At 69.1% G+C, this 25,598-nt stretch carries 21 protein-coding genes and 1 CRISPR repeat array; of the genes, 12 read left to right on the top strand and 9 right to left on the bottom strand.

Annotated features, from left to right (window positions below):
* Window positions 1-77: 77 nt before the first annotated feature.
* On the bottom strand, window positions 78-242 hold the full coding sequence (locus tag Q1K57_RS15195) for a hypothetical protein (protein WP_300084161.1): 165 nt from the start codon (window positions 240-242) through the stop codon (window positions 78-80).
* Window positions 243-400: 158 nt separating this feature from the next.
* Between Q1K57_RS15195 and Q1K57_RS15190 the strand changes: the two genes are divergently transcribed.
* Window positions 401-1,420: a zinc-binding dehydrogenase gene (locus Q1K57_RS15190; protein WP_300084167.1), complete on the top strand. Its 1,020-nt coding sequence runs from the start codon at window positions 401-403 to the stop codon at window positions 1,418-1,420.
* A 126-nt stretch (window positions 1,421-1,546) separates the two neighbouring features.
* Here Q1K57_RS15190 and Q1K57_RS15185 read toward each other — a convergent pair whose 3' ends face one another.
* The 4 genes from Q1K57_RS15185 to Q1K57_RS15170 are packed head-to-tail and all read right to left on the bottom strand — an operon-like array spanning window position 1,547 to window position 6,586.
* Entirely contained in the window at window positions 1,547-2,374 is an 828-nt protein-coding gene (locus Q1K57_RS15185) for a carbohydrate ABC transporter permease (protein WP_300084159.1), read from the bottom strand.
* Complete coding sequence (locus tag Q1K57_RS15180) at window positions 2,371-3,246, bottom strand: sugar ABC transporter permease (protein ID WP_300084157.1); 876 nt, start codon at window positions 3,244-3,246, stop codon at window positions 2,371-2,373. Before Q1K57_RS15180 ends, Q1K57_RS15185 begins: the two co-directional genes overlap by 4 nt.
* 8 nt (window positions 3,247-3,254) lie before the next feature.
* On the bottom strand, window positions 3,255-4,499 hold the full coding sequence (locus tag Q1K57_RS15175; RefSeq protein WP_300084155.1) for an extracellular solute-binding protein: 1,245 nt from the start codon (window positions 4,497-4,499) through the stop codon (window positions 3,255-3,257).
* Window positions 4,496-6,586 (bottom strand): alpha-galactosidase, encoded by a 2,091-nt coding sequence (locus tag Q1K57_RS15170; protein ID WP_300084153.1) that lies wholly within the window; start codon window positions 6,584-6,586, stop codon window positions 4,496-4,498. The genes Q1K57_RS15175 and Q1K57_RS15170 overlap by 4 nt, the downstream gene beginning before the upstream one ends.
* 57 nt (window positions 6,587-6,643) lie before the next feature.
* Here Q1K57_RS15170 and Q1K57_RS15165 point away from each other — a divergent pair, with 57 nt between their 5' ends.
* Window positions 6,644-7,738, top strand: coding sequence for an ROK family transcriptional regulator (locus Q1K57_RS15165; protein ID WP_300084152.1), 1,095 nt, complete (start codon window positions 6,644-6,646; stop codon window positions 7,736-7,738).
* A 134-nt stretch (window positions 7,739-7,872) separates the two neighbouring features.
* A complete protein-coding gene (locus Q1K57_RS15160) occupies window positions 7,873-8,736 on the top strand; it encodes a type II CAAX endopeptidase family protein (RefSeq protein WP_300084151.1) in 864 nt (287 codons plus the stop codon).
* Window positions 8,737-8,749: 13 nt separating this feature from the next.
* Here Q1K57_RS15160 and Q1K57_RS15155 read toward each other — a convergent pair whose 3' ends face one another.
* The 4 genes from Q1K57_RS15155 to Q1K57_RS15140 form a co-directional block, all read right to left on the bottom strand.
* A complete protein-coding gene (locus Q1K57_RS15155; protein ID WP_300084149.1) occupies window positions 8,750-10,567 on the bottom strand; it encodes a glycoside hydrolase family 13 protein in 1,818 nt (605 codons plus the stop codon).
* Between the two features lie 79 nt (window positions 10,568-10,646).
* Entirely contained in the window at window positions 10,647-12,860 is a 2,214-nt protein-coding gene (locus tag Q1K57_RS15150; RefSeq protein ID WP_300084147.1) for a heavy metal translocating P-type ATPase, read from the bottom strand.
* A 150-nt stretch (window positions 12,861-13,010) separates the two neighbouring features.
* On the bottom strand, window positions 13,011-13,529 hold the full coding sequence (locus Q1K57_RS15145) for a heavy-metal-associated domain-containing protein (RefSeq protein WP_300084145.1): 519 nt from the start codon (window positions 13,527-13,529) through the stop codon (window positions 13,011-13,013).
* A gap of 27 nt (window positions 13,530-13,556) precedes the next feature.
* The gene (locus tag Q1K57_RS15140; RefSeq protein ID WP_300084165.1) at window positions 13,557-13,892 is read right to left on the bottom strand and encodes a metal-sensitive transcriptional regulator; all 336 of its coding nucleotides are present in this window, start codon (window positions 13,890-13,892) and stop codon (window positions 13,557-13,559) included.
* A gap of 534 nt (window positions 13,893-14,426) precedes the next feature.
* Here Q1K57_RS15140 and dnaB point away from each other — a divergent pair.
* The 9 genes from dnaB (at window position 14,427) to cas2e (ending at window position 25,249) form a co-directional block, all read left to right on the top strand.
* Window positions 14,427-15,794, top strand: a complete 1,368-nt coding sequence (gene dnaB, locus Q1K57_RS15135) for a replicative DNA helicase (RefSeq protein WP_300084163.1) — start codon at window positions 14,427-14,429, stop codon at window positions 15,792-15,794.
* A gap of 708 nt (window positions 15,795-16,502) precedes the next feature.
* Window positions 16,503-19,262: a CRISPR-associated helicase Cas3' gene (gene cas3 / locus Q1K57_RS15130; RefSeq protein WP_300084143.1), complete on the top strand. Its 2,760-nt coding sequence runs from the start codon at window positions 16,503-16,505 to the stop codon at window positions 19,260-19,262.
* Window positions 19,259-20,875: a type I-E CRISPR-associated protein Cse1/CasA gene (gene casA / locus Q1K57_RS15125; protein ID WP_300084141.1), complete on the top strand. Its 1,617-nt coding sequence runs from the start codon at window positions 19,259-19,261 to the stop codon at window positions 20,873-20,875. Before cas3 ends, casA begins: the two co-directional genes overlap by 4 nt.
* Window positions 20,872-21,498, top strand: coding sequence for a type I-E CRISPR-associated protein Cse2/CasB (casB, locus tag Q1K57_RS15120; RefSeq protein WP_300084139.1), 627 nt, complete (start codon window positions 20,872-20,874; stop codon window positions 21,496-21,498). Before casA ends, casB begins: the two co-directional genes overlap by 4 nt.
* Window positions 21,495-22,604: a type I-E CRISPR-associated protein Cas7/Cse4/CasC gene (gene cas7e / locus Q1K57_RS15115; protein ID WP_300084136.1), complete on the top strand. Its 1,110-nt coding sequence runs from the start codon at window positions 21,495-21,497 to the stop codon at window positions 22,602-22,604. The genes casB and cas7e overlap by 4 nt, the downstream gene beginning before the upstream one ends.
* Window positions 22,601-23,311 (top strand): type I-E CRISPR-associated protein Cas5/CasD, encoded by a 711-nt coding sequence (gene cas5e, locus Q1K57_RS15110; RefSeq protein ID WP_300084134.1) that lies wholly within the window; start codon window positions 22,601-22,603, stop codon window positions 23,309-23,311. Before cas7e ends, cas5e begins: the two co-directional genes overlap by 4 nt.
* Window positions 23,311-23,976 (top strand): type I-E CRISPR-associated protein Cas6/Cse3/CasE, encoded by a 666-nt coding sequence (cas6e, locus tag Q1K57_RS15105; protein WP_300084132.1) that lies wholly within the window; start codon window positions 23,311-23,313, stop codon window positions 23,974-23,976. The genes cas5e and cas6e overlap by 1 nt, the downstream gene beginning before the upstream one ends.
* Window positions 23,973-24,914 (top strand): type I-E CRISPR-associated endonuclease Cas1e, encoded by a 942-nt coding sequence (gene cas1e, locus Q1K57_RS15100; protein WP_300084130.1) that lies wholly within the window; start codon window positions 23,973-23,975, stop codon window positions 24,912-24,914. Before cas6e ends, cas1e begins: the two co-directional genes overlap by 4 nt.
* A complete protein-coding gene (cas2e, locus tag Q1K57_RS15095; RefSeq protein ID WP_300084129.1) occupies window positions 24,908-25,249 on the top strand; it encodes a type I-E CRISPR-associated endoribonuclease Cas2e in 342 nt (113 codons plus the stop codon). The genes cas1e and cas2e overlap by 7 nt, the downstream gene beginning before the upstream one ends.
* Window positions 25,250-25,293: 44 nt before the next feature.
* Window positions 25,294-25,566: direct repeats of the CRISPR family, unit length 29 nt; unit sequence GACCTCCCCGCCCACGCGGGGATGAGCCC.
* Window positions 25,567-25,598: the final 32 nt, after the last annotated feature.

The following is a 25,598-nucleotide window of genomic DNA, read 5'->3' as shown; positions in this document are numbered from 1 at the left end:
GGCCGGCGTCCGTGCGCCTCGACCCCACCCAACGCTGGAGCGGCGCTGGGGCTACGTCGATGGCGACGTGGCGCAGGTCACATCGGCAGCAGCCCGGAGCTGAACAGCAGCCAGCCCGTCATCGACATCAGCAGCGCCACGACCACGACCACCGCGAGCATCCGCGGCCACAACGGGCGTCGCTCGCGTGGTTCGTCGTCCGCCCAGTCGTCAAGCTCGCCGGGCCAGCTGTCGTCCTCCACGAGCCCAACTTACCCACGACCCGGCCGCGGTCAGCGCCACCCCGCGCGTATAGTCGCAGACATCACGCCGTGGTGGTCGCCCTTCTGTGGGCCGCTCCGCCACGACCCGTTCCAGCGAAGGACCGATCATGACCGTTGACACCACCATCCCCGCCACGATGCGGGCCGTCGTCATGAACAAGCCGGGCGACGTCACCGTCGAGACCATTGAGGTGCCCCGGGTCGTCAAGCCCACCGACGTCGTCCTCAAGCTCGCCGCAGCGTGCGTGTGCGGCTCCGACCTGTGGCCCTACCGCGGCCTGCAGCCGGTCGACCACCAGTTCATGGGCCACGAGTACGTCGGCACGGTCGTCGAGAAGGGCGAGGAGGTGTCCACCCTGGAGCTGGGTGACTTCGTCATCGGGTCGTTCATGCTCTCGGACAACACGTGCGAGATCTGCGAGGCGGGGTACCAGTCGCGCTGCGCCAACGCCGGCCGCTACACCGGCAGCCAGGCGGAGTACATGCGGGTCGAACTCGCGGACGGCTCGCTGGTGAAGGTGCCCGGCGGTGAGCCCAGCGACCCGGACAAGCTCGCCGACTACCTCGCCGCCTCCGATGTGCTCGGCACGGGCTGGTACGCCGCGGTCGCCGCGCACGCCGGCCCCGGCAAGACCATCGCGGTCGTCGGCGACGGCGCCGTCGGCCTGTGCGCCGTGCTCGCCGCGAAGGCGCTCGGCGCGGAGCGCGTCATCGCCTTCTCCCGCCACGAGTCCCGGGCGGCGTTGGCCCGCGAGTTCGGCGCGGACGTCATCATCGCCAAACGGGGCGACGAGGGGGCCGCCAAGGTCAAGGAACTGACGAACGGCTACGGCGCGCACGGCGTCTGCGAGGCCGTCGGCACCCAGGAATCCATGGATCAGGCGCTCGCGTCGGTCCGCCCCGGCGGCTACGTCGGCTTCGTCGGCGTCTCCCACGACCAGACCATCGACGGGGGCGACCTGTTCTTCCGAGAGGTCCACCTGGAAGGCGGCCCGGCGCCCGTCCGGCGCTTCCTGCCCGACCTCATCCGGCGCATCCAGGCCGACGAGATCGAGCCCGGCAAGGTGTTCACCCAGCGGATCCCACTCGACGATGCCGCGCAGGCCTACCAGGCCATGGACGAGCGCCGCGAGATCAAGGTGCTTCTCGAAGTCTGACCGCGTCCGACCGCACGCGCCGATCGGCGCGGTTCCGGCCGGTCGTGATGACGACGACGGGCCCGTGCGCACACACCACCGGGGCGTGCGCACGGGCCCGTCATCGCGTGGCCAGGGATCGGCGCCTCAGCGCTGCGACCCCCGCATGACGCCGGAGATGACCCACCGCTGGGCGAACACATAGACCAGCACGAGCGGGGCGATCGCCATGAGGTACGACGCGAACGCGACCGGGTAGTTCACGTTGAACTGGCCCTGGAACACGTACTGCGCGAGGGGCAGCGTCTGCGTCCCCGGGTCGGTGAGGATCACCAGGGGCAACAGGAAGTCGTTCCACGCCCACAGGCAGGTGAGGATGCCGACCGTCGCGTTCATCGGGCTCAGGAGCGGGAACACGATCTTCCAGAAGATGCCCCACCGGCTGGCGCCGTCGACGGACGCCGACTCCTCGATCTCCAGCGGGATCGCCCGGATGAAGCTCGTGTAGAGCAGCAGGTTGAAGGCCAGGCCGTACACCGTGTACAGCAGGATCAGGCCCGCCTCGTTGTCGATGCCGAGCATGGCGGTCTGACGCACGACCGGCAGCATGATGATGGGGAAGGGCACGAACATCGCGGCGAAGATGTAGTAGAACAGCCACCGCACCCAGCGCCGGTGCATGTTGCGGGCGATCGCGTAGGCGACCATCGAGTTCGTCACCAGCGTGAGCACGACGGCGCCGACGGTGATGATCGCCGACGTCATGATGCGCGAGGGGAAGTCGGTGAGCGTCCACGCGGTGGCGAAGTTCTCCCAGTGCCAGGTGGCCGGCAGCCCGAAGCCGGATTCGGCCAGCTCGGCCGGCGTCTTCAGCGCCGTCACGAGGGCGAAGTAGAGCGGAACGAGGATCGTGAGGGACAGCACGGCGGCGAGCGCCGTCAGACCCCAGTTGAGGGTGGAGCGTTGGCGGATCATGCGTCGTCCTTGGAGGAGAAGAGGCGGAACTGGGCGAACGACAGCGCGATCACCAGCAGGAAGTAGATGACGCCGTTCGCGGTCTGGTACGCGTACTCGCCACCCTGGAAGCCGTTGCGGAAGATCAGGAACGAGATCGACTGGGTCGCCGTGCCGGGGCCGCCGTTGGTGAGCGCCACCACCTGGTCGAAAACCCCGAGAGCGCCTTTGAAGGACAGCACCATGTTGATCGTGAAGAAGGGCATGATGAGCGGGAACGTCATCTTGAGGAACTGCTGCCAGCGGTTGGCGCCGTCGATGGACGCCGCCTCGTAGACCTCCTCGGGCACGGTCTGCAGGCCGGCCAGGTAGATGATCGTGTTGAACGCGACCGCCTGCCACACGCCCACGAACACGATGACCATCCAGGCCGTGTTCTCGTTGGCGAGCAGCGACGTCGAGAGCCACTCCCAGCCCAACGCCTCGCCGATGGCCGGCAGGTTGTTGGTGAACAGGTACTGGAAGATGTACGCCACGATCAGCACAGGCAGGATGTTCGGCAGGAAGAACAGTCCGCGGAAGAAGGTCTGTCCCTTGATCTTGCTGTTGAGCAGCAGCGCGATCGAGAGGGCGATGAGATTGATGAGGATCGTCGCCGTGATCGCGTACAGGAACGTGAACCCGTACGAACCCCAGATGACGTCGTCGCGGAACAGGTTGAGGTAGTTCTGCAGGCCCACGAACCGCCAGTCGCCGTAGCCCTGGTAGTTGGTGAACGTGTAGAAGACGCCCGTCAGGAACGGGACGGTGAGCATGGCCGTGAAGAGAACCGCCGCAGGGACGATCATCCACACGTAGGCGCTGTCGATGCGCCCGGGAGAGTTGGTCTGCATCGAAGTCCTCACATGGTCGAGTTGATGCGCCCGATGACCCGGTCGTACTGGGTGTCGAGCGTGCGGACGAAGGCGGCGGCGTCCCCGTTGATGAGGAACTGCTGCATGTAGTTGTTGAGGTTCACGCCCTGGGGGAAGTTGTGGTCGCTGTACGTCGTGAGCCGCTGCCCGGTGAAGTACGGCATGAGCCCCTCCAGCGCCGGGTCGTCGTTCGTCATGCCCTCGCGGGTCGGGAAAGCGACCTGCTGGTCGCAGTAGGCGGCCATGTTCTGCTCCTCCATCAGGTAGGAGAAGAAGTCGATGGCGCCGTCGACGGGTTGGGTCCCGCAGGTCAGCGCGACATCCACGCCCGAGACGACCCAGGCTTCGCCGGAGTCGGGCGGGGTGGCGAAGGTGCCGATCTGGATGTCGGGGTTGTAGGAGCGGATCGCCGGGATCGCATACGTGCCGTGGACGTACATGGCCGCGCGTCCCTGCGCGAAGCCCTGGTTGCCGTCGTTGTAGCCGATCTCGTACTTGTTGCTGTTGCCGTACTGGGCGATCTGATGCATCTTGTCGAGCACCGGCATGAGCTCCTCGAACGAGGTCTCCTGGACGCGCCGGCGCTCGTACCAGGCCGCGACCTGGCCGTCGAGGAAGTTGCCCGAGATGGAGCTGAACATGGGCGCGCCCGTCCAGTTGTCGCGGAACCCCCAGTAGAACGGGTCGACGCCCTGGCCGGAGAGCTCGTCGGCGATGGCGATGAGGTCGTCCCACGTCCGCGGGGGCTCGAGGTTGTACTGGTCGAAGATCTCGCGGTTGTAGATCATGCCGGAGCCGTTGTTGGCGAAGGGCAGGCCGTTCACCTCGCCCTCGGCACCGACGCCGAGGGTGGGCAGGATCTGGGCGATCGACGGGTTCACGGGGTCGAGCAGACCGCTGGGGGCGAAGTCGTGGAAGACGCCCGAGCGGGCCAGCGAGCCGTAGTTGTAGTCGCCGTTGATCGTGATGAGCGGCGGGATGCTGCCCTTGACCAGCCGCACGCGCAGCGCGGTGACGTTGTCGGCCTGGAAGTTCTGCACGATGTTGGTGCCGTGCTGGGCGTTGTACGTCGCACAGATCTCGTTGAACAGGGAGATGGCTTCGGACTTGAACTGGAAGAACTCGGTGCTTCCGGCGTCCGTGCCGGGGCGGCTGCAGGCAGCCAGGGGCGCCAACAGCGCCGCCGCGGTGAGCCCGGACAATAACGTCCGGCGGCTCAGATGACCGTTCATGACTCGCTCCTTTCGAGGTGGATGATCGCGAGGTGTTCGGGGTACAGGGTGGGCGCGGCCAGGCCGGCCTCGGCGAGCGCGCGTCCGCTGAGGACGCGGGGCTCGGCCGCCCAGACCAGGTCCGGGGCGGGGGTGAGCTCGTCGAGCGTGACGCGCCATCTGGCGTCCGGATCGAGCCCGGGGAAGGTGACGGGGCCGGTGGGGTAGGTGGGCGAGCTCGCGAGCTGCACGACGGCGAACACCGCCCGGTCGTCGCCGACGACCCCGTGGACGCGGGTGCCGTCCCGGTCGGCCGTCCGGACGGTGCGGCCGGTCGCGAGCAGGCCGCGGAGCTCCTTGGCCCGGGCCACCCAGGCGGTGAGCCGTTCGAGCTGACCCGCGTTGGCCGAGCGCAGATCCCACTCGATGCCGAAGTGGCCGAAGACGGCCGTCCCGGCTCGGAAGGTGAGGCTGTGGGTGCGCCCCGTGGTGTGGGCGCGGGCCGGCCCGACGTGGGCGCCGATGAACTCCGGCGGCAGCAGCAGCCCGGTCCACCGCTGGATCTCCTGGCGCTCCAGCGGGTCGTTGCAGTCGGACGCCCACACCCGGTCGGTGCGCGTGAGGACACCGAGGTCGATGCGGCCACCGCCCGACGCGCAGGACTCGATCTCGAGGTCTCCGAACCGCTCGTGCAGCTCGTCGAGCAGGCGGTAGTAAGCCAGCGTCTGCGCGTGGACGAGACGTTCCCCCTGCGGGCCGGCGGCTTCGATGAGGTCGCGGTTGTGGTCCCACTTGAGGTAGCTGATCCCGAGCCGCGCGACGAGGTCGCTCAGGCGTGAGGCGATGTGGGCATAGGCGTCCGGGTGGGCCAGGTTGAGCACGTGCTGGTTCCGCACCCGCAGCGGGAGGCGACCGGGCGGTCCGAGGATCCACTCGGGGTGCGCGCGGGCGAGGTCGGAATCGAGGTTGATCATCTCGGGCTCGACCCAGAGGCCGAACTCCATGCCGAGCCCGCGGACGGCGTCCGCAAGGGGCTCCAGTCCGCCCGGCCAGACGTCGGCGGAGACCTCCCAGTCGCCGAGGCCGGCGGTGTCGTCGCGGCGTGACCCGAACCACCCGTCGTCGAGCACGAACCGCTCGACGCCGACCTTGGCCGCCACCTCGGCCAGCTCGACGAGGTTGTCGAGGTCGTGCGCGAAGTAGACGGCCTCCCACGTGTTGAGGGTGATGGGGCGTGGACGCCGCCCGGCCGGCCTGCGCGCCTCGTGCTGGCGGCGCAGCCAGGCGTGGTAGCGCGCGCTGAGTTCGTCGAGGCCGACGCCGAAGGAGTAGAGCAGGGCGGGCGTCCGGTAGGACTCCCCCGGCGCGAGCACGACCTCGCCGGGCAGGAGGCACTCACCGCCGGCCAGGATCTGCTCGCCGCCGTGGGCACGCTCGGCGAGGTGCGTGTGGTTGCCCGACCAGGCCACGTGGAGGCCCCAGGTGCGCCCCTCCTGGAAGCCGAACCCCGGCTCGCCGGCGATCATGAGCGTGGTCGACTGCAGCCCCGTGCGCCCGCGGCGGCTGTCGCGGCGCACCGTGCCCACGGCGAACGGGTGCCGTTGGGGGGAGCGCTCGCGCAGGTGGCGGCCGGTGAAGTCCAGCAGTTCGCGGGCACGCAGCGGGACGCGCAGGGCTGGGGTGAGACTGTCGAGGGTGAATGGGTCGTCGCCGGTGTTGGTGAGTTCGGCGCTCAGCTCGACCACGCCCTCGGCGGTGAGGCCGACGGTGAGCGTGAGGTCGAGGCCCGCGTCCGAGGCGTGGAACGTGGCCCGGTGGTCGTCCGCGTCGACGCCCGTGACGGTGAAGGCGTGCGTGGACGACCGGCCGGAGCGGTGCCCGGCCAGGCCCGGGGTGCCGAGCCAGCCGCGCGCTTCCTCGGGCACCAAGGAGCACTCGATGAGGCGTTCGGTCTGGTCGGAGACGAACTGGGGCGTGAGCACGTCGGTGAGGTCGTCGTCGGGGGCGAGCACCGTGCCCCAGTGCGAGACGACGGGGAGATGGTGGTCGCGTGAGGTGAGTACGAGAGAGACGCCGCCATTGACGAGGCGGACCACAGTGGCCGACATGCGTTTATTCTGATCCAGAACAAACATGGCGTCAAGCGGTTGCGGCAAACTACAGGCATGCAACTGGAGGGCTTGGGCGAAGCGCACCGCCGCCTGCTCCTGGTGCTCCTCCAACACGGGCCCATGAAGCGTCGCGAACTGGCCCAGCGCATGAGTCTCAGCGCCGGCAGCATCACCCGGCTCACCCAGCCCCTCGAAGAGCGGGGCTACGTGGCGGCCACCACCGTGCAGGCCAACACCACCGGACGACCCCAACACGTCGTGGACGCCGTCCTCCCGCCCGACTGCGTGCTCGGGGTGTCGATCTCCGACGTGGATGTGCGGGTGGTGCGCACCGACCTGCGCGCCCATGTCCTCGATGACGTGACCGCCCGCATCGCCGGACGCGGTCCCGACGAGGTGGTCGACCTGATCGCAGATCTCGTCAGCCGCCTGCCCCTCGACGACGTCGTCGGCGTCGGGGTGGGGGTGAGCGGGATCGTGCGCGGTGGCCGGCTGGTGGTCCGATCGCCGTTCCTGCGCTGGGCCGGGGTGCCGCTGGCCGACCTCCTCGAGGAGCGTCTGGGCCGGCCCTGCGTGCTGTCCAACGACGTGGCCGCGGTGGCGTTGGCGGAGGCCTGGTTCGGGGTCGGGCGCGAGGCGGCCTCGTTCCTGGTCCTCACCGTGGGCGCCGGGGTCGGCGGGGCCACCGTCGTGCGGGGTGTGGTGCAGGACGCCGAGGAACACGGCATCGGCCTCCTCGGACACCTGCCCGTCCTCTGGCCGGACGGCACCATGCGCCGCGCCAACATGAGCCTCACCGATCGGGGCCTGCTCGTCCTGGCCCAGTCCTACGGGTCAGCCGCCCCCGACCCCGGCGCCGTGGAAGCAGGGATCGACGACGGCGCGGTGCGGGCCGCCGAGGAGTTCGCCTTCGCCACCGGCGCGCTCGCCGCCACGGGCGCAGCGTTCCTGGTGCCGGGCCAGATCGTGGTGCTGGGCGAGCGGGCCGGCGTGATCGCCAACCACCGCGAGGCGTTCCGCGCGGGCATGGCGTCGGCCCGGGAAACCGAGGCACCCGAACTACGCGTCACCGTGCGTACGCACAACCGCGACGTCTGGGCCCGTGGAGCCGCCGTGACGGCCCTCGTCCGGCACGTCACCGCTCCCTGAACCCCGGCAGCCGGCCCCGGCGCATCCGATCACAGGTCCGCATCCCGGTACATGAGGCTCTGCGCTCCGGCACGGGCTTGAATGTGTGCCAGCGGCGTCCGGACGGCCGCCGTAACCCCCGCGAGAGGCCCCCCATGTCCACGTCAACGACCGACGAGACCACCACCTCCCCCACCGCGACCACCCGCCGCTTCCCCTGGTGGGTGCGTGTGCTGTTCACCATGATCGCCATGCACGTGAGCATGATCCCGACGCTGGCCGTCGCGCTCGTACTGCAGATGACGACCGCCTCCCTCGACCCCACGCTGCAGGACTGGCTCGGGGAGATCCCGTCGCTGCTCATGCCGGTCGGCACCCTCGCTCTGCTGTGGGTGTTCATGAAATACATCGACCGGCGGCCCATGCGCGAGGCCGGCCTGTTCGTCGACCGGCGCACGCTGCCCACCTTCCTCCTGGGCTTCGTGCTGCTCACCGGGCTCGCCCTGGCCGCCATCGGCCTCACCCACGCAGCGGGCTACGTCTACGAGCCCCGCGTGTGGGGTGCGGGCATCGCCCTGTCGCTGGTCGACCTGTTCGTCCGTGCGCTCGTGCACGCCAGCTTCTGCGAAGAGCTGCTGTTCCGCGGGTACCTCATGCAGACGCTGCCGCAGCGCAACCCGTGGCTCGTCGCGTTCATCAGTGCCGCCGCCTTCGGGGTGCTGCACCTCGGGTCGCAAGGCGCCTCCGGCGTGGAGCGGTTCGCCTACTTCGTCGGCCCCACCGGCTGGGCGTTCCTCGCCGCCGTGCTCGTGCTGGTCTTCCGCAACCTCGCGCCGGCGGTGGGCGTCCACTTCGGCAGCTACGTCGCCACCGACATCGCCTCGCGCCTCGGCTGGGGCGAGGGGCCTGCCAACTGGCTCGCCGTGGGCGTGGTCGCCGGCCTGGCCGGTGCGGCGATCCTGCTCTGGCACACCCGCCGGCACCCGCAGGTGCCGCAGCCGCTGTTCGCGGAAGCCTGAGCCCCCGCGCACCTCACCAGACCCAGAGGCTGATCCCCGACGCCGATGACGCCAGGGTGACGGCGCCACCGGCGACGCTGATGCCGTCGCCCTCCACCGCGCGGCCGGCTTCGACGCCGGGGAGGAAGGCGGCGTCCACAGTGATGGGGTCTGAGGCGTCGCGGGCCACCAGAACGAGGACCGACCCCTCGGGCGCCTCGCGGACGAACGCGACGGCGTCCGGCACGGCGCCCACCCACCGCAGGCCGCCGTGGCGGAGCGCGGCGAACGCGTGGCGGAGCGTGCCGAGGCGACGGACGGCCTCCAGCAGTTCGAGGTCCCACGTGCCGGGGGCGTGCCAGGGGAAGGGGCGGCGTCCGTACTCGCCGGTCTCCCCGGTGACGCCGATCTCGTCGCCGTAGTAGAGCATCGGCACGCCGGGCATCGTGTAGGCGAGCCCGAGCGCGGCGAGGACGCGGCCGCGGTCGCCGCCGACACGCCACCGGATGCGCCCGCAGTCATGCGAGCCGACGATGTTGAACGACGAGAGGGTCACCGACCAGGGCACCTGGGCGGCGAAGTCGGTGAGGGTGTCGACGAGGCCCGGCCCGTCGAGGGGCGGCAAGAGGGCGGCGACCTGGAAGTGGGCGTCCTCCTCGTCGGAGCCGGGCCGTTCCAGCCACGCCCACACGGGGCGGCTGAACGCGGCGTAGTTCATGGCGCCGTGGTAAGTGAAGGAGTCGAAGTCGCGGGCCAGGTCCCAGAAGGATTCGGCGACGACCCACCGGACGCCCTCGGCGTCAACCGCGTCGCGGATGCGCCTGGCGACGGCGTGGTTGAGGTCGAGGGGGCCGAGGCGTCCGGTCATGTTGGCGACGTCGATGCGCCAGCCGTCGAGGCCCGCGCGCAGCCAGCGGCGGATGACACCGTCGGGGCCCGTGAGGCGCTCGGTGAGTTCGGCGGACCGGTGGTCGAGCTTCGGCAGCGACGCGAAGCCGAGCCAGCAGGCGTAGCCGGGCGGGTCGTCGGTCCAGGTGTAGAAGGCGCGTTCGGGGCTCTCGGGGTCGGCCTGCGCGGTCGCGAACCACTCGTGCGTGGCGCCCGTGTGGTTCGGCGTGAAGTCGCCCAGCACCCGGATGCCGCGGGCGTGGGCCGCTTCGAGGAGGGTGGCGAGGCCAGCATCACCACCGAGGATCGGGTCGACGTGGTCGAACGTGCGCGCGTCGTAGCGGTGGTTCGAGCGGGCCGGGAAGAAGGGCGTCAGGTAGAGGACAGTGGCGCCGAGGGAGGCGATGTGGTCCAGGTGCTCGGCGATGCCCTCGAGGTCGCCGCCGTAGATCTGGTCGTGCTGGCGCTGCCGGTAGGTGCGGACCGGCTCATCCCACGCTGACGGGAGGGCCCAGTCGGGAAGATCGCGGCCGTCGGCGGCGGCGGAGCGGGCGAAGCGGTCGGGGAAGATCTGGTAGACCACCGCGTCGTCGACCCACGCGGGCGGTCGGGACGTGGTGATGCGGAAGTCCGCCCGATCAGGCACGTCGCGCGCGTGGAGCCCGGTGCCGTTCACCCACGCGCCGCGCGGGTGGCGGGGCCCGAAGACATACCAGCGGTACTGCAGCGTGTCGTTCACCATCGGCACCTCGATCGACCACCACGTCTCGCCGGTCGAGGCTGTCGAGACCAGACTCGCCTCCAACGACGTTCCTTCACCGTCGCAGAGGAAGCGGAGGAACACCCGCGACAGCGAGTAGCCGGCCGGGACGCGCAGGCGGAGCGTGACCGTCTCGCCGAGCTCGGGGTGGAGGTTCGAGACGTACAGCGGCGAAGGATCGTGGTGCGGTCGGCCGAGCGTCACGGTCGCGAGCCTAACGCGCCCTTGCCAAGCGGTGTCAAGGGGCGCCCGGTGCGGCCCCCCGCCCGCTCGGGCCGCTCGCTCAGGCGGCTTCCGCCCGGAAGGTGCGCAGCCGCAGGCTGTTGCCGACCACGAACACCGAGCTGAACGCCATCGCCGCGCCGGCGATCATCGGCGTGAGCATCCCGAACGCCGCCAGGGGGATAGCAGCCACGTTGTAGGCGAACGCCCAGAACAGGTTGGTGTTGATCGTGCGCAGGGTGGCCCGCGACAGCCGGATGGCGTCCACGGCCAGCATCAGGTCGCCGCGCATCAAGGTGATGCCGGCCGCCTCTTTGGCGGCGTCCGTGCCCGAGCCCATGGCGATGCCCAGGTCGGATGCCGCCAGTGCGGCGGCATCGTTGACCCCGTCGCCCACCATGGCGGCTGTCGTCCCCGCGGACTGCAGGTCGCGCACGACGCGCACCTTGCCCTCCGGCCGCACGCCCGCGACGACCCGGTGGATGCCCACCTCAGCGCCCACGGCCTGGGCGGCACGTTCGTTGTCGCCGGTGAGCAGAACCGGGGTGAGCCCCAGTTCGCGGAACCGTCGGACGGCCCGGCGCGAGTGCTCCTTGAGCGTGTCCGCCAGGGCGAGCGCACCGATCACGCGGCCCTCTCGGGCCACGATGACCACCGTCTGCCCCAGCGACTCCGCCTCGGCGACCACGTCGGCCAGCCCGGCGGGCAGGTCGACCGCGTCCGGCCGGACGACCCGGATGACCTCGCCGGCCACGTTCGCCTGCACGCCCTCCCCGGGCACGTTGGCGAACATGGTGGGCTCCGGCAGATCGGCCCCCGCCGCCGACGCCACGATGGCCCGCGCGATCGGGTGTTCGGACGCCGTCTCCGCGGCCGCGGCGAGACGCAGCACCTCCTCGTCGGAGACGCCGGTCACCGGGTGAACGTCGACCACGCGCAGGTCGCCGCGCGTGAGCGTACCTGTCTTGTCGAGCACGATGGCCTCGATGCGCCGGGCGCGTTCGAGCACGTCGGGCCCGGCGATGAGGATGCCGAGCTTCGCCCCCCGCCCGGTGCCCACGAGGAGCGCGGTCGGTGTCGCGAGGCCCAGGGCGCACGGGCAGGCGATGATGAGCACCGCCACCGCGGCGGTCTCGGCGAACAGCAGCGTCTCCCCCGCGAGCAGCCAGCCCACCAGGGTCAGCAGGGCGATCACGAGCACGATCGGCACGAAGATGCCCGAGATGCGGTCCACGACCGCCTGCACCGGCGCCTTGCGGGTCTGGGCCTCCTCGACGAGCCGCGCCATGCGGGCCAGCTCGGTGTCAGACCCCACGCGCGTGGCCTTCACGACGAGGCGGCCGTTGGCGTTGAGCGTGGCCCCGATGACCGGGTCGCCGACGCCCTTGTCCACCGGCAGCGATTCGCCGGTGACCATCGACTCGTCGACGGCCGAGTCGCCCTCGACCACTTGGCCGTCCGTGGCGACCTTCTCACCGGGCCGCACGACGAACCGCTCCCCCACCGCGAGTTCGCCGATGGGGATGCGCCGCTCGGTGCCGTCCCGCAGGACGCTCACCTCGGACGCCCCCAGCGTGAGGAGCGCGCGGAGGGCGTCCGAGGCCGTCGTGCGGGCGCGGGCCTCGAACCAGCGCCCGGCGAGGAGGAACGTCGTGATGCCGGTGACGGCCTCGAAGTAGACCGACGCCCCATCCGAGCGGCCGAGGGTGAACTCAAAGGGGTGCATGTAGTGCAGGTCGCCAGCGTGGGTGAAGAAGAGCGCCCACACCGAGTAGAGGTAGGCCGCGGTGGTGCCGAGGGTGATGAGGGTGTCCATCGTGGTGGCGCCATGGCGGGCGTTGACGAGCGTGGAGCGGTGGAACCGGCGCCCGCACCACAGGTAGACGGGGGTGGCCAGCGCCCAGGAGACCCACGTCCAGCCGGGGAACTGCAGCGCCGGGATCATCGCGAGGGCGATGACGGGCACGGTGAGAGCCACGGCGAGGATGAGGTCGCGCTTGAGGTCGGCGGCGCGGTCGGGTTCGTCGGCGGTGGGGTCGGGCAGGGCGGCGTCGTAGCCGGTGTCGCGGACCACCTGGATGAGGCGTTCGACCGGAACGGCCGCCGGCACGAGCACCTTGGCGCGTTCGGTTGCGTAGTTGACGCTGGCGGTGACGCCGTCGAGCTTGTTGAGTTTCTTCTCGATGCGGGCCGCGCAGGAGGCGCAGGTCATGCCGGTGATGTCGAGTTCGACGGCTTCGCGGGTGTCGGGGGTGAGGTCGGTGTCGGTGGACACGGGAGGTTCTCCTTGAATGGGAGGAGGCATGCGTGGGCGCTCGGGCGCGGGACGCAGGTCTCCTGGCTGGAGGGTCTGTTCAGTTGTGCCGGACACCCCCGGGGTCGTTCCCCGGGGGCCCGGGTCGCCCGTGAGGGCGGCGTCGCAGGGTCAGGAGACGGTGTAGTCGCCCGCCTCCGCGACGGCCTCGACGATGCGGTCGAAGTCGATCGGTCGGTCGGAGGTGACGGCGAGGTTGCCGGTCTCGAGGTCGACGGTCACGTCGTCGACGCCCTCGATGGCCGACACCTCCTCGGTGATGGCCTTGACGCAGTGGCCGCACGTCATGCCGGTGACCGTGTAATTGGCCACAAGACCGCCGCTCGAGGGGGCCGGGTCGGCGCCCTCGGGGTCGCCGCAGGTACACGGCTTGCCCTCCTGGCAGCCGCAGGTGCAGTCCGGACCACACGAGCAGGACGCCGCCGCCTCACTCCCGCACGTGCACGGCTTGCCCTCCTGGCAGCCGCAGGTGCAGTCCGGACCACAGGAGCAGGACGCCGCCGCCTCACTCCCGGAATCGGCCTGAGGCTCCTGGGCGGGCGTGGACTGGGTGTCGCCGCCGCAGCCGCAACCCCCGCACCCACAGCCGCCGCCGGTGGCGCCGGCGTCCTTGATGGTGAGGTCAACCATGTCGTTCTTCTCCTTCGGGTCTGGCGGTCAGCTGCGCACGAGGCGGCGGATCGCCTCGGACGCCTCCTTGATCTTCTGCTGCGCCTCGGCGTCGTCGCCCGACCGGGCGGCGGCGAGGACGCAGTGGAGCATGTGGTCGTCGAGCAGTTCGAGCGCGACGGATTCGAGGGCCTTCGTCATGGCCGAGATCTGGGTGAGGATGTCGATGCAGTACTTCTCTTCGTCCACCATGCGCTGCAGGCCGCGGGCCTGGCCCTCGATGCGGCGCAGGCGGCGCAGGTAGCTGTCCTTCGCGGTGATGTAGCCATGGTGGTGGCCGGCTTCGGAGCCGCAGGTTTCGCCGTGAGCGGCGGCGTGCGGCATCGAGTCTTCGGTGGCGGCGAGGGTGTGTGTCATGATCTTCTCCTACCCCTCAGTATACCTAATAGGGGTATCGGTATTCAACCGGGGCGACGTTGGGCTGCTCCCTCATGCTAGCGCCCCTGGCCTGTGGACAACTTGGGGAAGCTGGCCCTGTAGCACGTCGCCGGCGGGGGGAGTCAACCCCCCGGGTCGCAGAGTGAACCGGGGGCGACGTTCTCGCGAACTCACAGCCGGTGCACGTCGTTTCCCCTAGTGAGAGCTCGATCTACGAGAGGATCAGTTTTCAATCCCCCACAACGACGGCGTGTCGTACACAGGGGCGTCCGCGTGCCTCCACAGGCATCCACAGGTTGTCCACACCTGGGTCGCCTCACCGGGCTTGGCGAGACCGACCCGGAGGTCTACGGTCGCCTGATCGGCTCGTCGGTGGACACCCCCTCCACGCCGCCGTGGTGGGTGCCGAAGGGAAAGTGTCGGAGCCGGCTCGTAGGGTCGTGAACCGTGGCGGAGGGAGTGGGAGTGTCGGTCGACAACCTGCAGGGTTCGTGGTCCGGGTCGAGTGCGGCCCCGTACGACCACGGGGGCTTTGCGGGCGACCGGACGCCGCCGCAGGACTTGGCTGCCGAGCAGTCGGTGCTGGGCGCGATGCTGCTGAGCAAGGATGCGATCGGCGAGGTCACCGAGGTGCTCAGGGGGCGCGACTTCTATCGGCTCGCGCACGAGCTGATCTTCGATGCGGTGATGGACCAGTACGGCCGCGGCGAGCCCGTGGACGCCATCACGGTGGCCGACAACCTGAGCCGCGGGGGTCACCTGCAGCAGATCGGCGGGCACATCTACCTGCACGAGCTGGTGTCGGCGGTGTCGGTGACGGCGAACGCCACCTATTACGCGGAGATCGTGCGCGACAAGGCGATCCTGCGCCGGCTGGTGGATGCGAGCCTGAAGATCTCGCAGATGGGGTACGCCGCGCACGGCGAGGTGACGGACATCGTGGACGCCGCGCAGCAGGCGATCTACGAGGTGGCGGAGAACCGCGCGGCGGAGGACTACCAGCCGCTGAGCGAGCTCGTGGAGATCACGCTCGACGAGATCGAGTCGCTGGCGCAGCACGGGGTGATGGCGGGCGTCCCGACGGGGTTCATCGACCTCGACCAGTTGACCAATGGCCTGCACGCCGGGCAGATGGTGATCATCGCGGCGCGTCCCGGCATGGGCAAGTCGACGTTGGGGCTGGATTTCGCGCGGGCGGCGTCCATCAAGCACAACCTGACCAGCGTCTTCTTCAGCCTGGAGATGACGAAGTCGGAGATCGTGATGCGCCTGATGGCGGCGGAGTCGGGGGTGCCGCTGAACCACATTCGCAAGGGCGAGATGAGCGAGGAGTACTGGAGCCGCATCGCGGCCAAGACGGCGCAGATCTCGCGGGCGCCCCTGTTCATCGACGACTCCCCCAACCTGACGATGATGGAGATCCGGGCGAAGGCACGGCGGCTGAAGCAGAAGCACGATCTGAAGCTGATCGTCATCGACTACATGCAGCTCATGACGTCGGGCAAGAAGGTGGAGAGCCGCCAGTTGGAGGTGTCCGAGTTCAGCCGGCAGATCAAGCTGTTGGCCAAGGAGTTGGAGGTGCCGGTGGTGGCGCTGAGCCAGCTGAACCGTGGCCCCGAATCCCGCACCGACAAGCGGCCGATGCTTTCTGACCTGCGCGAGTCAGGTTCGCTGGAGCAGGACGCCGACGTCGTCATCCTCCTCCACCGTGAGGACGCCTACGATCGCGAGTCCCCCCGCCAGGGCGAGGCTGACTTCATCATCGCCAAGCACCGCAACGGTGCCACCACCACCCTGCCCGTGGCGTTCCAGGGGGCGTTGTCCAGGTTCGTCGACATGCAGCGGTAGCGACTAGACTCACCCAACCTAGCGCCCCGCAGCCCCGCCGAGCGGGGATGAGCCCTTGTTTACGAGCGTGACAGCGCCCTCCCCGCCCGTGCGGGGATCCCGGCTCGTCAACGAGGACGCCCACTTGGCGAGCGAGTCTGCGCAGCACCTCGCATCCTCGCTGGAGCCTCGATTCCCCACCTCCCAGCACATCGGAACTTGTTAACGAGAAACCAGTAGGGTCACAACTGCACCCCCACAGGCCGACCAAAGGCGCGTCAACGCCAAAACCAACACCGGGCGAGAGGAGAAGAGATGACCAAGACAAGACGATCAAGGGCCGGGTAGCCACACCGCACCCAGTAGGGGTGACCATGGCTCGCGTGTGCTATGTCTGCGATCGGGGCCACGACCACGGGCTGGTGCTGGGTGTCGTGGGCGAATTCCCTGCCTCAGCGGTGGCGGCCGCGGGCTTCGATGCGCCTCCGGAGGGATGACTGCCTCACCCTCCGGAACTCTCCGCTCTCGCGGCCAGAGATCTCAATCTCCATCCGCTCGAAGTCGCCCGAAAGGGCCACATCCGCGTCACAGGATGAATCGTCGGATGCCTCGCTGGCGGCAATCCGCGCGTCCGCCCCGGAGTGGCGCGCAAGCAGAGGACACGCCCCCTGGGCACGCCGCTGGTGACCACCACCGCCCTATTCTTCATTTCGACGGCCTCCAGGAAGAGTGCGAGAGTTGATTTGGTCAAGCGCTGCTCGGTCGGTCTGGGGAAAGACCGACCCTGACGACCAACTCTGGTTGCCCGTGGTGCAGCACCTGGAGGACGCGGCCGCAATGGCCGGCTACCTCTACGACCACTTTCTTCCCCGCTCCACGAAGGAACTGCTCTCCACGCTGCTCGACGCATCCTCCGACGAGGTGCGCACGCTGGTGTGCTGGCTCGCGGGACTCCATGACATCGGCAAGTTGACAAGGGAGTTCACCAGCCAGATTCGGGCGATCATGCCGTCCATCGTGGGGGCCATGGCTGACCACGGGCTGTCGACCGATCCTCCGCTTGGGAAGCCGTTCGGCCACCCGGTGCTCGGCCAGCTCATTCTGCGCGAGTGGCTGCAGACTCGTCACGCAGCGACGAGACGGACGGCCACCACCTACGCCTGCATTGCCGGGGGGCACCACGGTCGCAACCCCTCGAAGCCCACCATGGACCGCGCTACGAACACCCCCCAGAACCTCGGGGCGGGCGCGTGGGACGCCGTGCGTGACGAAGTCCTCGCCGGCATGACCACGCGGACAGGCGCTGATGCCTACATCGCCGGCTGGGCGCAGCGCCCCCTGCCGTTGCAGGCCCAGACGCTCCTCACCGGCATCGTGATCATGGCCGACTGGATGGCATCCAACCAAGATCTCTTCCCCTATCTTGACGACCACGCCACCGACGAACGCGTCGCCTCCGCCACGGCGAAACTCGCCTTGCCCGAGCCGTGGACGCCCAAGGTGCCGGGTGCGGACGCAACCCTGCTCCTCCACGAACGATTTCCCGCCCTGAAGGGCGACGCACGTGTCGTGCAACAGGCTCTCATCAACGCGGCTTTCGCGGTCGACGAGCCTGGTCTGTTCCTTCTCGAAGCGCCCATGGGCGTCGGCAAGACCGAGGCTGCCTTGTTGGCCGCCGAGATCCTGGTAGCACGCTTCGGTCAGGGTGGAGTCTTCTTCGGACTCCCCACGATGGCGACCGCCAACCCCATGTTCGAGCGCGTCCTGGGCTGGCTGCGCAATGCCATCGGTGACCACGACGCCAGCGTCAGCCTGACCCACGGAAAGGCGGCCCTGAACGATACCTTCGCGGGGCTGGTGAGGTCTTCGTGGCGGGGTTCGGTCTACGACGAGGAGGGAACGAAAGAAGCGCGCGCGATCGTCAACAGCTGGCTCCACGGACGCAAACGCTCCGGCCTCGCCAGCTTCGTAGTCGGCACGATCGACCAAAGCCTGTTCGGCGCCCTGAAGGCGAAACACCTCGTGCTGCGACACGTGGCTCTGGCCGGCAAGGTAGTCATCATCGACGAGGTGCATGCCGCCGACTCCTACATGCGGCACTACCTCCGCCGCCTGCTTGAGTGGTTGGGCTCCTACCGTGTGCCGGTCATCCTCATGTCCGCGACCCTGCCGCCCGAGCATCGGGACGCCTTCCTCCAGTCCTACGCGTTGGGCCGCGGCGACAAGGTCCGCCCCTCGACCGACCGGCTCGACACCTATCCCCGCATCACCGTTCACCCCTCAGCGACGACGCTGCCGGCTATCCCACCCGAAACGGCCGCGACACGCGTCACCCTCCACCGTTTGGCCGACGCCCCGGAGGCCACCTGCGACCTGTTGGCCGGGCTGTTGGACGACGGGGGCTGCGCCGGCGTCTTGTGCAACACCGTCGGGCGTGCCCAGGAGATGTACCGCGTGCTCCAGCACAGGTTCGCCGGGGACGTTGAACTGGTGCACAGCCGCTACCTCGCGCCGGACAGGTTGGCGCGCGAGGGGTCTCTCATGGCTCGCCTCGGCCCCGACGGGGAGCGTCCGCACCGGCTCATCGTGGTCGGCACCCAAGTTCTGGAGCAGTCGCTGGACATCGACTTCGACGTCATGGTCACTGACCTCGCCCCCGTCGATCTCGTGCTGCAGCGCTTGGGGCGCCTCCACCGCCACTTGCGTCCTCGGCTCGCCAAGCTCTCCTCACCCGCGCTCCACCTGCGCGGGGTCGAGGACTGGGACGACACACCCATTACAGCCACGCCGGGAGCCCGAGCGATCTACGGCGCCGCGCCGCTGTTGCGGGCAGCCGCGCTGCTCAGCACCCACGAGCATGTGAACCTCCCCGCCGACATCCCAGGACTGGTCCGCCTCGCCTACGACCCGGACCTCAGCGTACCGGCAGGCTGGGAAGACGCCTGGGCTGCGGCCGAGCAACACGCGTTCACCGTGGACGAAGAGAAGAAGAAGCGCGCCTCGAGCTACCTGCTCGCCACCCCGTTCGCCAAGCGCGACCTCGATGGCTGGATCGATCTCGAGGTGTCCGACCCGGACGCCAGCGAGGCGCAAGGACGCTCCCAGGTGCGTGATTCGGAGGATGGTCTCGAAGTCATCGCCCTCTTCGCGGACGCCGAGGGCGACATTCGCCTGTCGCCACGGCTGAGCCGCCACGCCGGGGCCCTCGTGCCCACCCAGCTGACCGCGGGGCTCGACGACGGGCTCGCCCGCGCCATGGCCGCCTGCACCTTGCCGCTGCCCCTGATGATGTGCCACCCCGGCGCCATTGACCGGGTGATCGCGGCACTCGAGACGACACTCGACTACTCGGGTTGGCAGCACTCCCCGTGGGTCAAAGGTCAGCTCGCCGTCGTCTTCGATGCCGGCTCGGACGCCGTTGTCGACCGTTTCCACTTGCATTACGACCCGCATGAGGGCCTTACCGTCACCCGCGAGGAGCACCCATGACACCGCCCACCTTCAACCTCATCGACGAGCCGTGGATCAGGGTTCGCCGTCACGACTCCGAGATACAGCTGATGTCGATCCGCGAGGCGCTCGCCAATGCCTCTGTGATCAAAGCCCTCGCCGGCGAGATCCCCACCCAGGACGCCGCCCTACTGCGTCTGTTGCTGGCGATCCTTCTCGGCTCGGTTCGGCCCAATCACGAGCGCAACGAGCAGGAGAACATCGACCTGTGGGCGTCGTGGTGGGAGGCGGGCAGGTTTCCGGACGGGGTGCTGGACTACCTCACTGGCGTGCACTCCCGCTTCGACCTGCTGGACGCCGACGCCCCCTTCTATCAGGTCGCCGGCCTCACGACCGCCAGCGGCAAGGCTTCAGGATTGGGGAAACTGATCGCCGAGGTGCCCGACGGCGAACCGTACTTCACCACGCGCACCCGCGAGGAAGTGACCTCCCTCTCCTTGGCCGAGGCGGCTCGCTGGCTGGTGCACTGCATGGCCTTCGACCCGTCCGGCATCAAGTCGGGAGCGGTCGGTGACGATCGGGTGAAGGGCGGAAGAGGGTACCCCTTTGGCTACCCGGCCTGGGCCGGCAACCTCGGGCTGGTGGTGGCCGAGGCAGACACCCTCTTCGAGACGTTGCTCTTCAACCTGCCCTTGGCCTACAGCGGGCCGGAGGATCTGCCGCTGTGGGATCGGGCGCCTGTCGGCCCGGGCGTGGATGAGACGCATCCCGAGCCACACGGCCCCGCGGACCTGTTCACGTGGCCGTCGAGACGCCTCCGGTTGTTCACCCACGGTGCGCGGGTGACGGACGCGCAGGTGTCCAACGGCGACAAGCTGGGTCCTCAGAACGCGGATCGGCACGAACCCATGACAGCGTGGCGATACAGCAAGAACCAGTCCAAGGGTGGCCACGAGGTGGTAATGCCCGTCCTGCATCAGGCGTCGCGTCGCATCTGGCAGGGGCTGGGCTCGATCCTCGTGGCATCCGAAGGAGGGGCGCGCGCCATCAAACCACGGGCCCTCGAATGGCTGGCGCTGCTCAGCGAGGAAGGCATCCTCGCCGAGGATCGAACCGTCGACCTGCACGTCGTGGGCTTCGAGTATGGCCCCCAGAACTCGGTGATCACCGGAGCCATCGATGACCGCCTCGCCGGGGCCGTCGTGGCGTTCACCAACCCCGTCCTCGCCCAGGCGGCGGTGGTGGCCGCTGAGGCGGCATCCGAGGGGGTAAAGGCGCTGGCCAACCTCGCCAGCAACCTGGATCGTGCCAAGGGCGGCGACGGCGAGGCGCCGCGCCACGACACCTACGAACAGGGGTACGCCCTGCTCGACCTCCCATACCGCCGGTGGTTGCGTGATCTCGTGGACCCGGCCGACGTGGAGGCCACCCAGGCCGCGTGGTGGTCGGAGGCCCGGCGCATCCTCACCGACGCCGGCGACCGACTGATCCGCGACGCCGGACCGGCGGCGTGGGTGGGGCGCACGGTGACCCAGTCCGGATCGGACGCCCCCCGGCTCGTCGATGCGGGCATCGCGGACATCTGGTTCCGCGCCGCCCTCGCCAAGGCGCTGCCCCTACCGGCTCGACAAGCGACGAAGGAGATCGCATGAATGACGTACGGCCCCCCAGGCGCATGGACGCGTTGCGGGACGCAGTGCGCGCCCGCGTCGAACAACTACAAGCGGCATTCCTGTCCGACCAATCGGCAGCCGCCGCGGCCTTGGCCAGGCTGCGGCGGTGCGATCCCACGGAGGTGGGCGCGGACCCGCGCGTTTGGTCCCTCACCGTGGCCGACCTCCCCGAGCAGTTGACCGACCTCCGGGCCGACTCCCCCACCCGGGCCGAGCGCGCGGTGCACGCGACTATGGTGCTCTACGCGATCCACCAACAGAGCCACCGTTCCGAGCCTGCCCACCGCCGCGACGTCCGCCTGGGCAGCGCCGTGCGTCAGCTCGCACGCGCCCGGGGGGCCGACGGGGAACCGGATTCGTCTGTGGTGCAGCGCTTCCACCAGGTGTCCCTGGCTCAGAACTGGGAGGCGCGTCTGCACCATCTGCAGGGCCTGATCACCTTGATGCGGGGAGAAGACCCGATCATCGGCGTCGACTACGGGCTGCTGGCCGTCGATCTCACCCGGCTCGACGACCCCCGAGCCAACCATGCCTTCGTCCTCACCCGCTGGGGGCGAGATCTGCACACCACACCCAAGACCACAACCAAGGAGACGCCATGACCCTGCACATCGACTACCACATCCTCCAGACCGTTCCACCCAGCAACCTGAACAGGGATGACACCGGCAGCCCCAAGACCGCCGTCTACGGCGGGGTGCGACGAGCCCGAGTGAGCAGCCAGGCGTGGAAGCGCGCCATCCGTCGCGACTTCACGTCTCACCTGAACCGCGACCAGCTCGGCGTCCGGACCAAGCGAGCCCTCGAATTGCTCACGGCCCGGATCGAAACGCTGGTTCCCGAGGTGGACCCCGCCACGGCCGCGGCCATGGCCACCGCCACCCTCAAGAAGATCGGGTTCAACCTGAAGCCGAAGCGCAACGCCAAGGAGTCCGACGCCGAGCAGACCGAGTACTTGGTGTTCTTCAGCAACCAGCAGCTCGACCGTCTCGCGGCCCTGGCGGTCGAAGCCGGGGAAGCGGGCCCCGACGCCCGCGCAGCCAAGGCAGCCTTCGACGAGAAGCACAGCATCGACGTTGCGCTGTTCGGCCGCATGGTCGCCAATGACGCCGACATGAACGTGGACGCCGCCTGCCAGGTCGCCCATGCCATCAGCACCCATGCCGTCACGACCGAGTTCGACTACTACACGGCCGTGGACGACGAGGCCCCCGGCGACGAGACCGGGGCCGGCATGATCGGCACGATCGAGTTCAACTCGGCCACCCTCTACCGGTACGCGACCATCAACGTGCCTTCGCTCCAAGCCAACTTGGGCGACAGCGAGGCGACGGCGCGGGCCGTGGAAGCCTTCACGCGGTCCTTCATCAGCAGCATGCCCACTGGCAAGCAGAACACGTTCGCGAACGGAACCCTGCCCGACGCGGTCGTCGTCATGGTCCGCGACGGACGGCCCGTCAATCTCGTCGGAGCGTTCGAGGATGCGGTCACCGGCGACGGCGGCCACGTGGTGGCATCCTGCCGCGCGCTGGCGTCCTACGCCAAGGACGTGGAGGAATCCTTCGGTGGGACGCCCGCCGCGTCGTGGGTCGTCGGCGTGGGGGCGCGATCCGAAGCGCTGAGCGAGCTGGGCGAGAAAACCACCTTGGACGCCCTCGTGGACGCCGTGGGCGCACAGGTGCGCTCATCGATCTCGGAGGCGGGATGACCGTCCTGCTGCTCCGTCTCGCGGGGCCGATGCAGGCCTGGGGAGACAACAGCCGCTTCACGCGGCGCGACACCCGCATGATTCCCACCAAGAGTGGGGTGCTGGGGTTGCTGGCCGCGGCCGACGGGCGTCGCAGAACCGACCCGATCGAGGATCTGGCGGGGCTGCGGTTCGGCGTCCGGGTGGACCAGCCCGGTCAATTGCAGCGCGACTTCCAGACCGCGAGAAACTGGGATACGAACAAGTCCTTGCCGCTGTCCTATCGCTACTACGTCTCTGACGCAGTCTTCCTGGCCGGGCTCGAGGGGGAGCGTCCTCTCATAACAGCACTGGCTGAACGCTTGGAGGATCCCCGCTTCCCCCTGTACCTAGGGAGGCGCTCGTGCCCGGTGACCGGGCAACTCGTGCTGGGGACCACCGAGGACGACCTCGTGTTGGCTCTGCGCGAGCACGCCTGGCTGGCTGCCCGCTGGCACCGCCGAACCGTGGGCGATCCGGCATCGCTGGACCTCTACGTGGACGCCCTGCCAGGCGGAGACGTTCCAGTCGAGACGCGCCGGGACGTTCCGATCAGTTACGACCCGGTGCGCCGCGAGTACGGGTGGCGGGAGGTCGCCCAGCTGGCGCCAGTCTCGAAGGAGAATGCGGACGACCGGCGTCCGTCGATGGCTGGTGTCGATTGGCTTGCCGCCGTGGAGGAATCCTGATGTATCTGACCCACATGCCGCTGAACCCCCAGCGGCGCTCCACGAAAGAACTCGTCGCCTCGCCGCAACACATGCACGCGGCCGTCCTGTCCGCCTTCGTGCCGGGCAGCACGGACGCGGACCGGGTCCTGTGGCGGCTCGAGACTCCGGAACCGCATCGACTGGATCTCTATATCGTGAGCCCCGTCGAGCCCTCCTTGGAGGCGATGGTCGACCAAGCGGGATGGACTGCTCAGCCCGTCTGGAGAACCGCCGACTACACCCGGTTGCTGAACTCCGTGGAGGCCGGGCAACGCTGGGTGTTTCGGTTGCGCGCCAACCCGGTCGTCAGCGTGCGGGATGCCCCCGGAAGACGGGGGAAGCGCGTCCCCCTGCAGCGCCCCGGCGAGCAGATCGGGTGGCTGGTGGATCGCTCGGAGCGCCTCGGCTTCAACATTTCAGCGGGGGCGGATGGCGCACCCAACATCCGGGTCAGCGACCAACAGCTGCTGCGGTTCCGGCGCGCACACGGCGACGCGAGCCGCACGGTCACGCTTGCCACCGCCCTGTTCGACGGGTTGTTGGAAGTGCGCGACCCGGACGCTTTGCGTGACACGCTGGTGAGCGGCGTCGGCGCGGCGAAGGGGTACGGCTGTGGTCTGCTGACCCTCGCCCGCGTGCCATGAAGCCCATCCCGGGGACGCCACCGGCGACCGTCGGCCAGCTGTCGCGGGTGGTCGACCGGATCACATTTGTCTATCTGGAGCACGCGATCGTCCATCGAGACGGCAATGCCATCACGGTCCGGGACGAACGCGGTGTCATCCACGTTCCCGCCGCGACGATCGCCTCTGTGATGCTCGGGCCGGGCACCACGATCAGCCACCAGGCGATGATGTTGCTCGGCGACAGCGGGGCGGCGACGGTCTGGATGGGCGAGCACGGCGTCCGCTACTACGCACACGGACGCTCACTTGCCCGCACTAGTCGGTTGCTGGAGGCCCAGGCGCGTCTGGTGTCGAACCAGTCGAGTAGATTGCGCGTTGCTCGGGCGATGTACGCGATGAGGTTCCCGAACGACGACATCGGGCCTTTCACGATGCAGCAGTTGCGAGGACGCGAAGGCGCGCGCGTGCGCAAGGCGTACCGCGAGGCCGCGGACGAATACGGCGTTGAGTGGAAGTCGCGGTCTTACCGACCCGACGATTTCGAGGGCGGAGACGAGTTGAACATGGCGCTGAGCGCAGCGACCGCATGTCTCTATGGTCTGGTGCACGCGGTGGTTGTAGCGCTGGGTTGTGCGCCGGGTCTCGGCTTCATCCACACGGGTCACGATCGCTCCTTCGTGTACGACGTCGCCGACCTGTACAAAGTCGAGATCGCGGTTCCGGTCGCGTTCGGAGTCGCGGCGAAAGGCAGGGACGACATCGGAGCGGACGTTCGTCGGGCCATGCGGGACGCCATGCACGACGCCGGTCTACTGGTTCGATGCACGCAGGACGTCCACCAGTTGCTGGGTTCCGACGGGGATACCGATCGAGACTACGAAGTCGACGTGGTCGAGCTGTGGGACACACGCAACAGGGTGGCCGCCGGGCAGAACTACGAGGATCCGCCATGGTAGTCGTGGTGCTCACGGCCTGCCCGGCCGGCCTGCGAGGCCATTTGACTAGGTGGTTGCTCGAGATCAGCCCTGGAGTGTTTTGTGGCAAGGTGTCGGCCCGCGTGCGCGACCAGATGTGGGGGCGCATCGTCGAGATGAGCAAGGACGGTCGCGCACTCATGGTCTTCAGCCGTCGCGGTGACCAAGGGCTCGACTTTCGCGTCCACCGTCACGATTGGGAGCCGGTCGACCTCGACGGACTCACCCTGATCCGTCGGCCCTCAGCCCCGGAGAAAGTGCCCACGATGCGAGCGGGCTGGAGCCAGGCCAGCCGACGTCGACACGCATCAAAGTGATGCAGTAACGTTCGCCACGCTGGCCCTTGCCCTAGTCAGCCAGTGACCTCCCCGCCCACGCGGGGATGAGCCCCCCACCCCGGTGCTGGGGTCGCTGCCGTCGGGGACCTCCCCGCCCACGCGGGGATGAGCCCGCGGACGGACGCCCGCAGATGTCGCAGTGGCGGACCTCCCCGCCCACGCGGGGATGAGCCCTCCTCCCCGTCTTCTGCTGCGTCCGCCTGTTCGACCTCCCCGCCCACGCGGGGATGAGCCCTTGCCCTGTCCGTCGTACAGGGTGATCCCGAGGACCTCCCCGCCCACGCGGGGATGAGCCCGGAACCGCACCGGACGGGGCGGGCAACGTGAC

It is taken from the genome of Propioniciclava sp., assembly GCF_029977985.1.
Taxonomy (GTDB): Bacteria; Actinomycetota; Actinomycetes; order Propionibacteriales; family Propionibacteriaceae; genus Propioniciclava.
This window is presented reverse-complemented; position numbering and strand designations above follow the sequence as displayed.

What these genes read in the sequence shown, in the direction of transcription:
- Q1K57_RS15190 (WP_300084167.1), top strand. Translation starts at nt 401, where the DNA reads ATGCGGGCCGTCGTCATGAACAAGCCGGGCGACGTCACCGTCGAGACC.
- Q1K57_RS15185 (WP_300084159.1), bottom strand. Translation starts at nt 2,374, where the DNA reads ATGATCCGCCAACGCTCCACCCTCAACTGGGGTCTGACGGCGCTCGCC.
- Q1K57_RS15180 (WP_300084157.1), bottom strand. Translation starts at nt 3,246, where the DNA reads ATGCAGACCAACTCTCCCGGGCGCATCGACAGCGCCTACGTGTGGATG.
- Q1K57_RS15175 (WP_300084155.1), bottom strand. Translation starts at nt 4,499, where the DNA reads ATGAACGGTCATCTGAGCCGCCGGACGTTATTGTCCGGGCTCACCGCG.
- Q1K57_RS15170 (WP_300084153.1), bottom strand. Translation starts at nt 6,586, where the DNA reads ATGTCGGCCACTGTGGTCCGCCTCGTCAATGGCGGCGTCTCTCTCGTA.
- Q1K57_RS15165 (WP_300084152.1), top strand. Translation starts at nt 6,644, where the DNA reads ATGCAACTGGAGGGCTTGGGCGAAGCGCACCGCCGCCTGCTCCTGGTG.
- Q1K57_RS15160 (WP_300084151.1), top strand. Translation starts at nt 7,873, where the DNA reads ATGTCCACGTCAACGACCGACGAGACCACCACCTCCCCCACCGCGACC.
- Q1K57_RS15145 (WP_300084145.1), bottom strand. Translation starts at nt 13,529, where the DNA reads ATGGTTGACCTCACCATCAAGGACGCCGGCGCCACCGGCGGCGGCTGT.
- Q1K57_RS15140 (WP_300084165.1), bottom strand. Translation starts at nt 13,892, where the DNA reads ATGCCGCACGCCGCCGCTCACGGCGAAACCTGCGGCTCCGAAGCCGGC.
- casA (WP_300084141.1), top strand. Translation starts at nt 19,259, where the DNA reads ATGACACCGCCCACCTTCAACCTCATCGACGAGCCGTGGATCAGGGTT.
- casB (WP_300084139.1), top strand. Translation starts at nt 20,872, where the DNA reads ATGAATGACGTACGGCCCCCCAGGCGCATGGACGCGTTGCGGGACGCA.
- cas7e (WP_300084136.1), top strand. Translation starts at nt 21,495, where the DNA reads ATGACCCTGCACATCGACTACCACATCCTCCAGACCGTTCCACCCAGC.
- cas5e (WP_300084134.1), top strand. Translation starts at nt 22,601, where the DNA reads ATGACCGTCCTGCTGCTCCGTCTCGCGGGGCCGATGCAGGCCTGGGGA.
- cas6e (WP_300084132.1), top strand. Translation starts at nt 23,311, where the DNA reads ATGTATCTGACCCACATGCCGCTGAACCCCCAGCGGCGCTCCACGAAA.
- cas1e (WP_300084130.1), top strand. Translation starts at nt 23,973, where the DNA reads ATGAAGCCCATCCCGGGGACGCCACCGGCGACCGTCGGCCAGCTGTCG.
- cas2e (WP_300084129.1), top strand. Translation starts at nt 24,908, where the DNA reads ATGGTAGTCGTGGTGCTCACGGCCTGCCCGGCCGGCCTGCGAGGCCAT.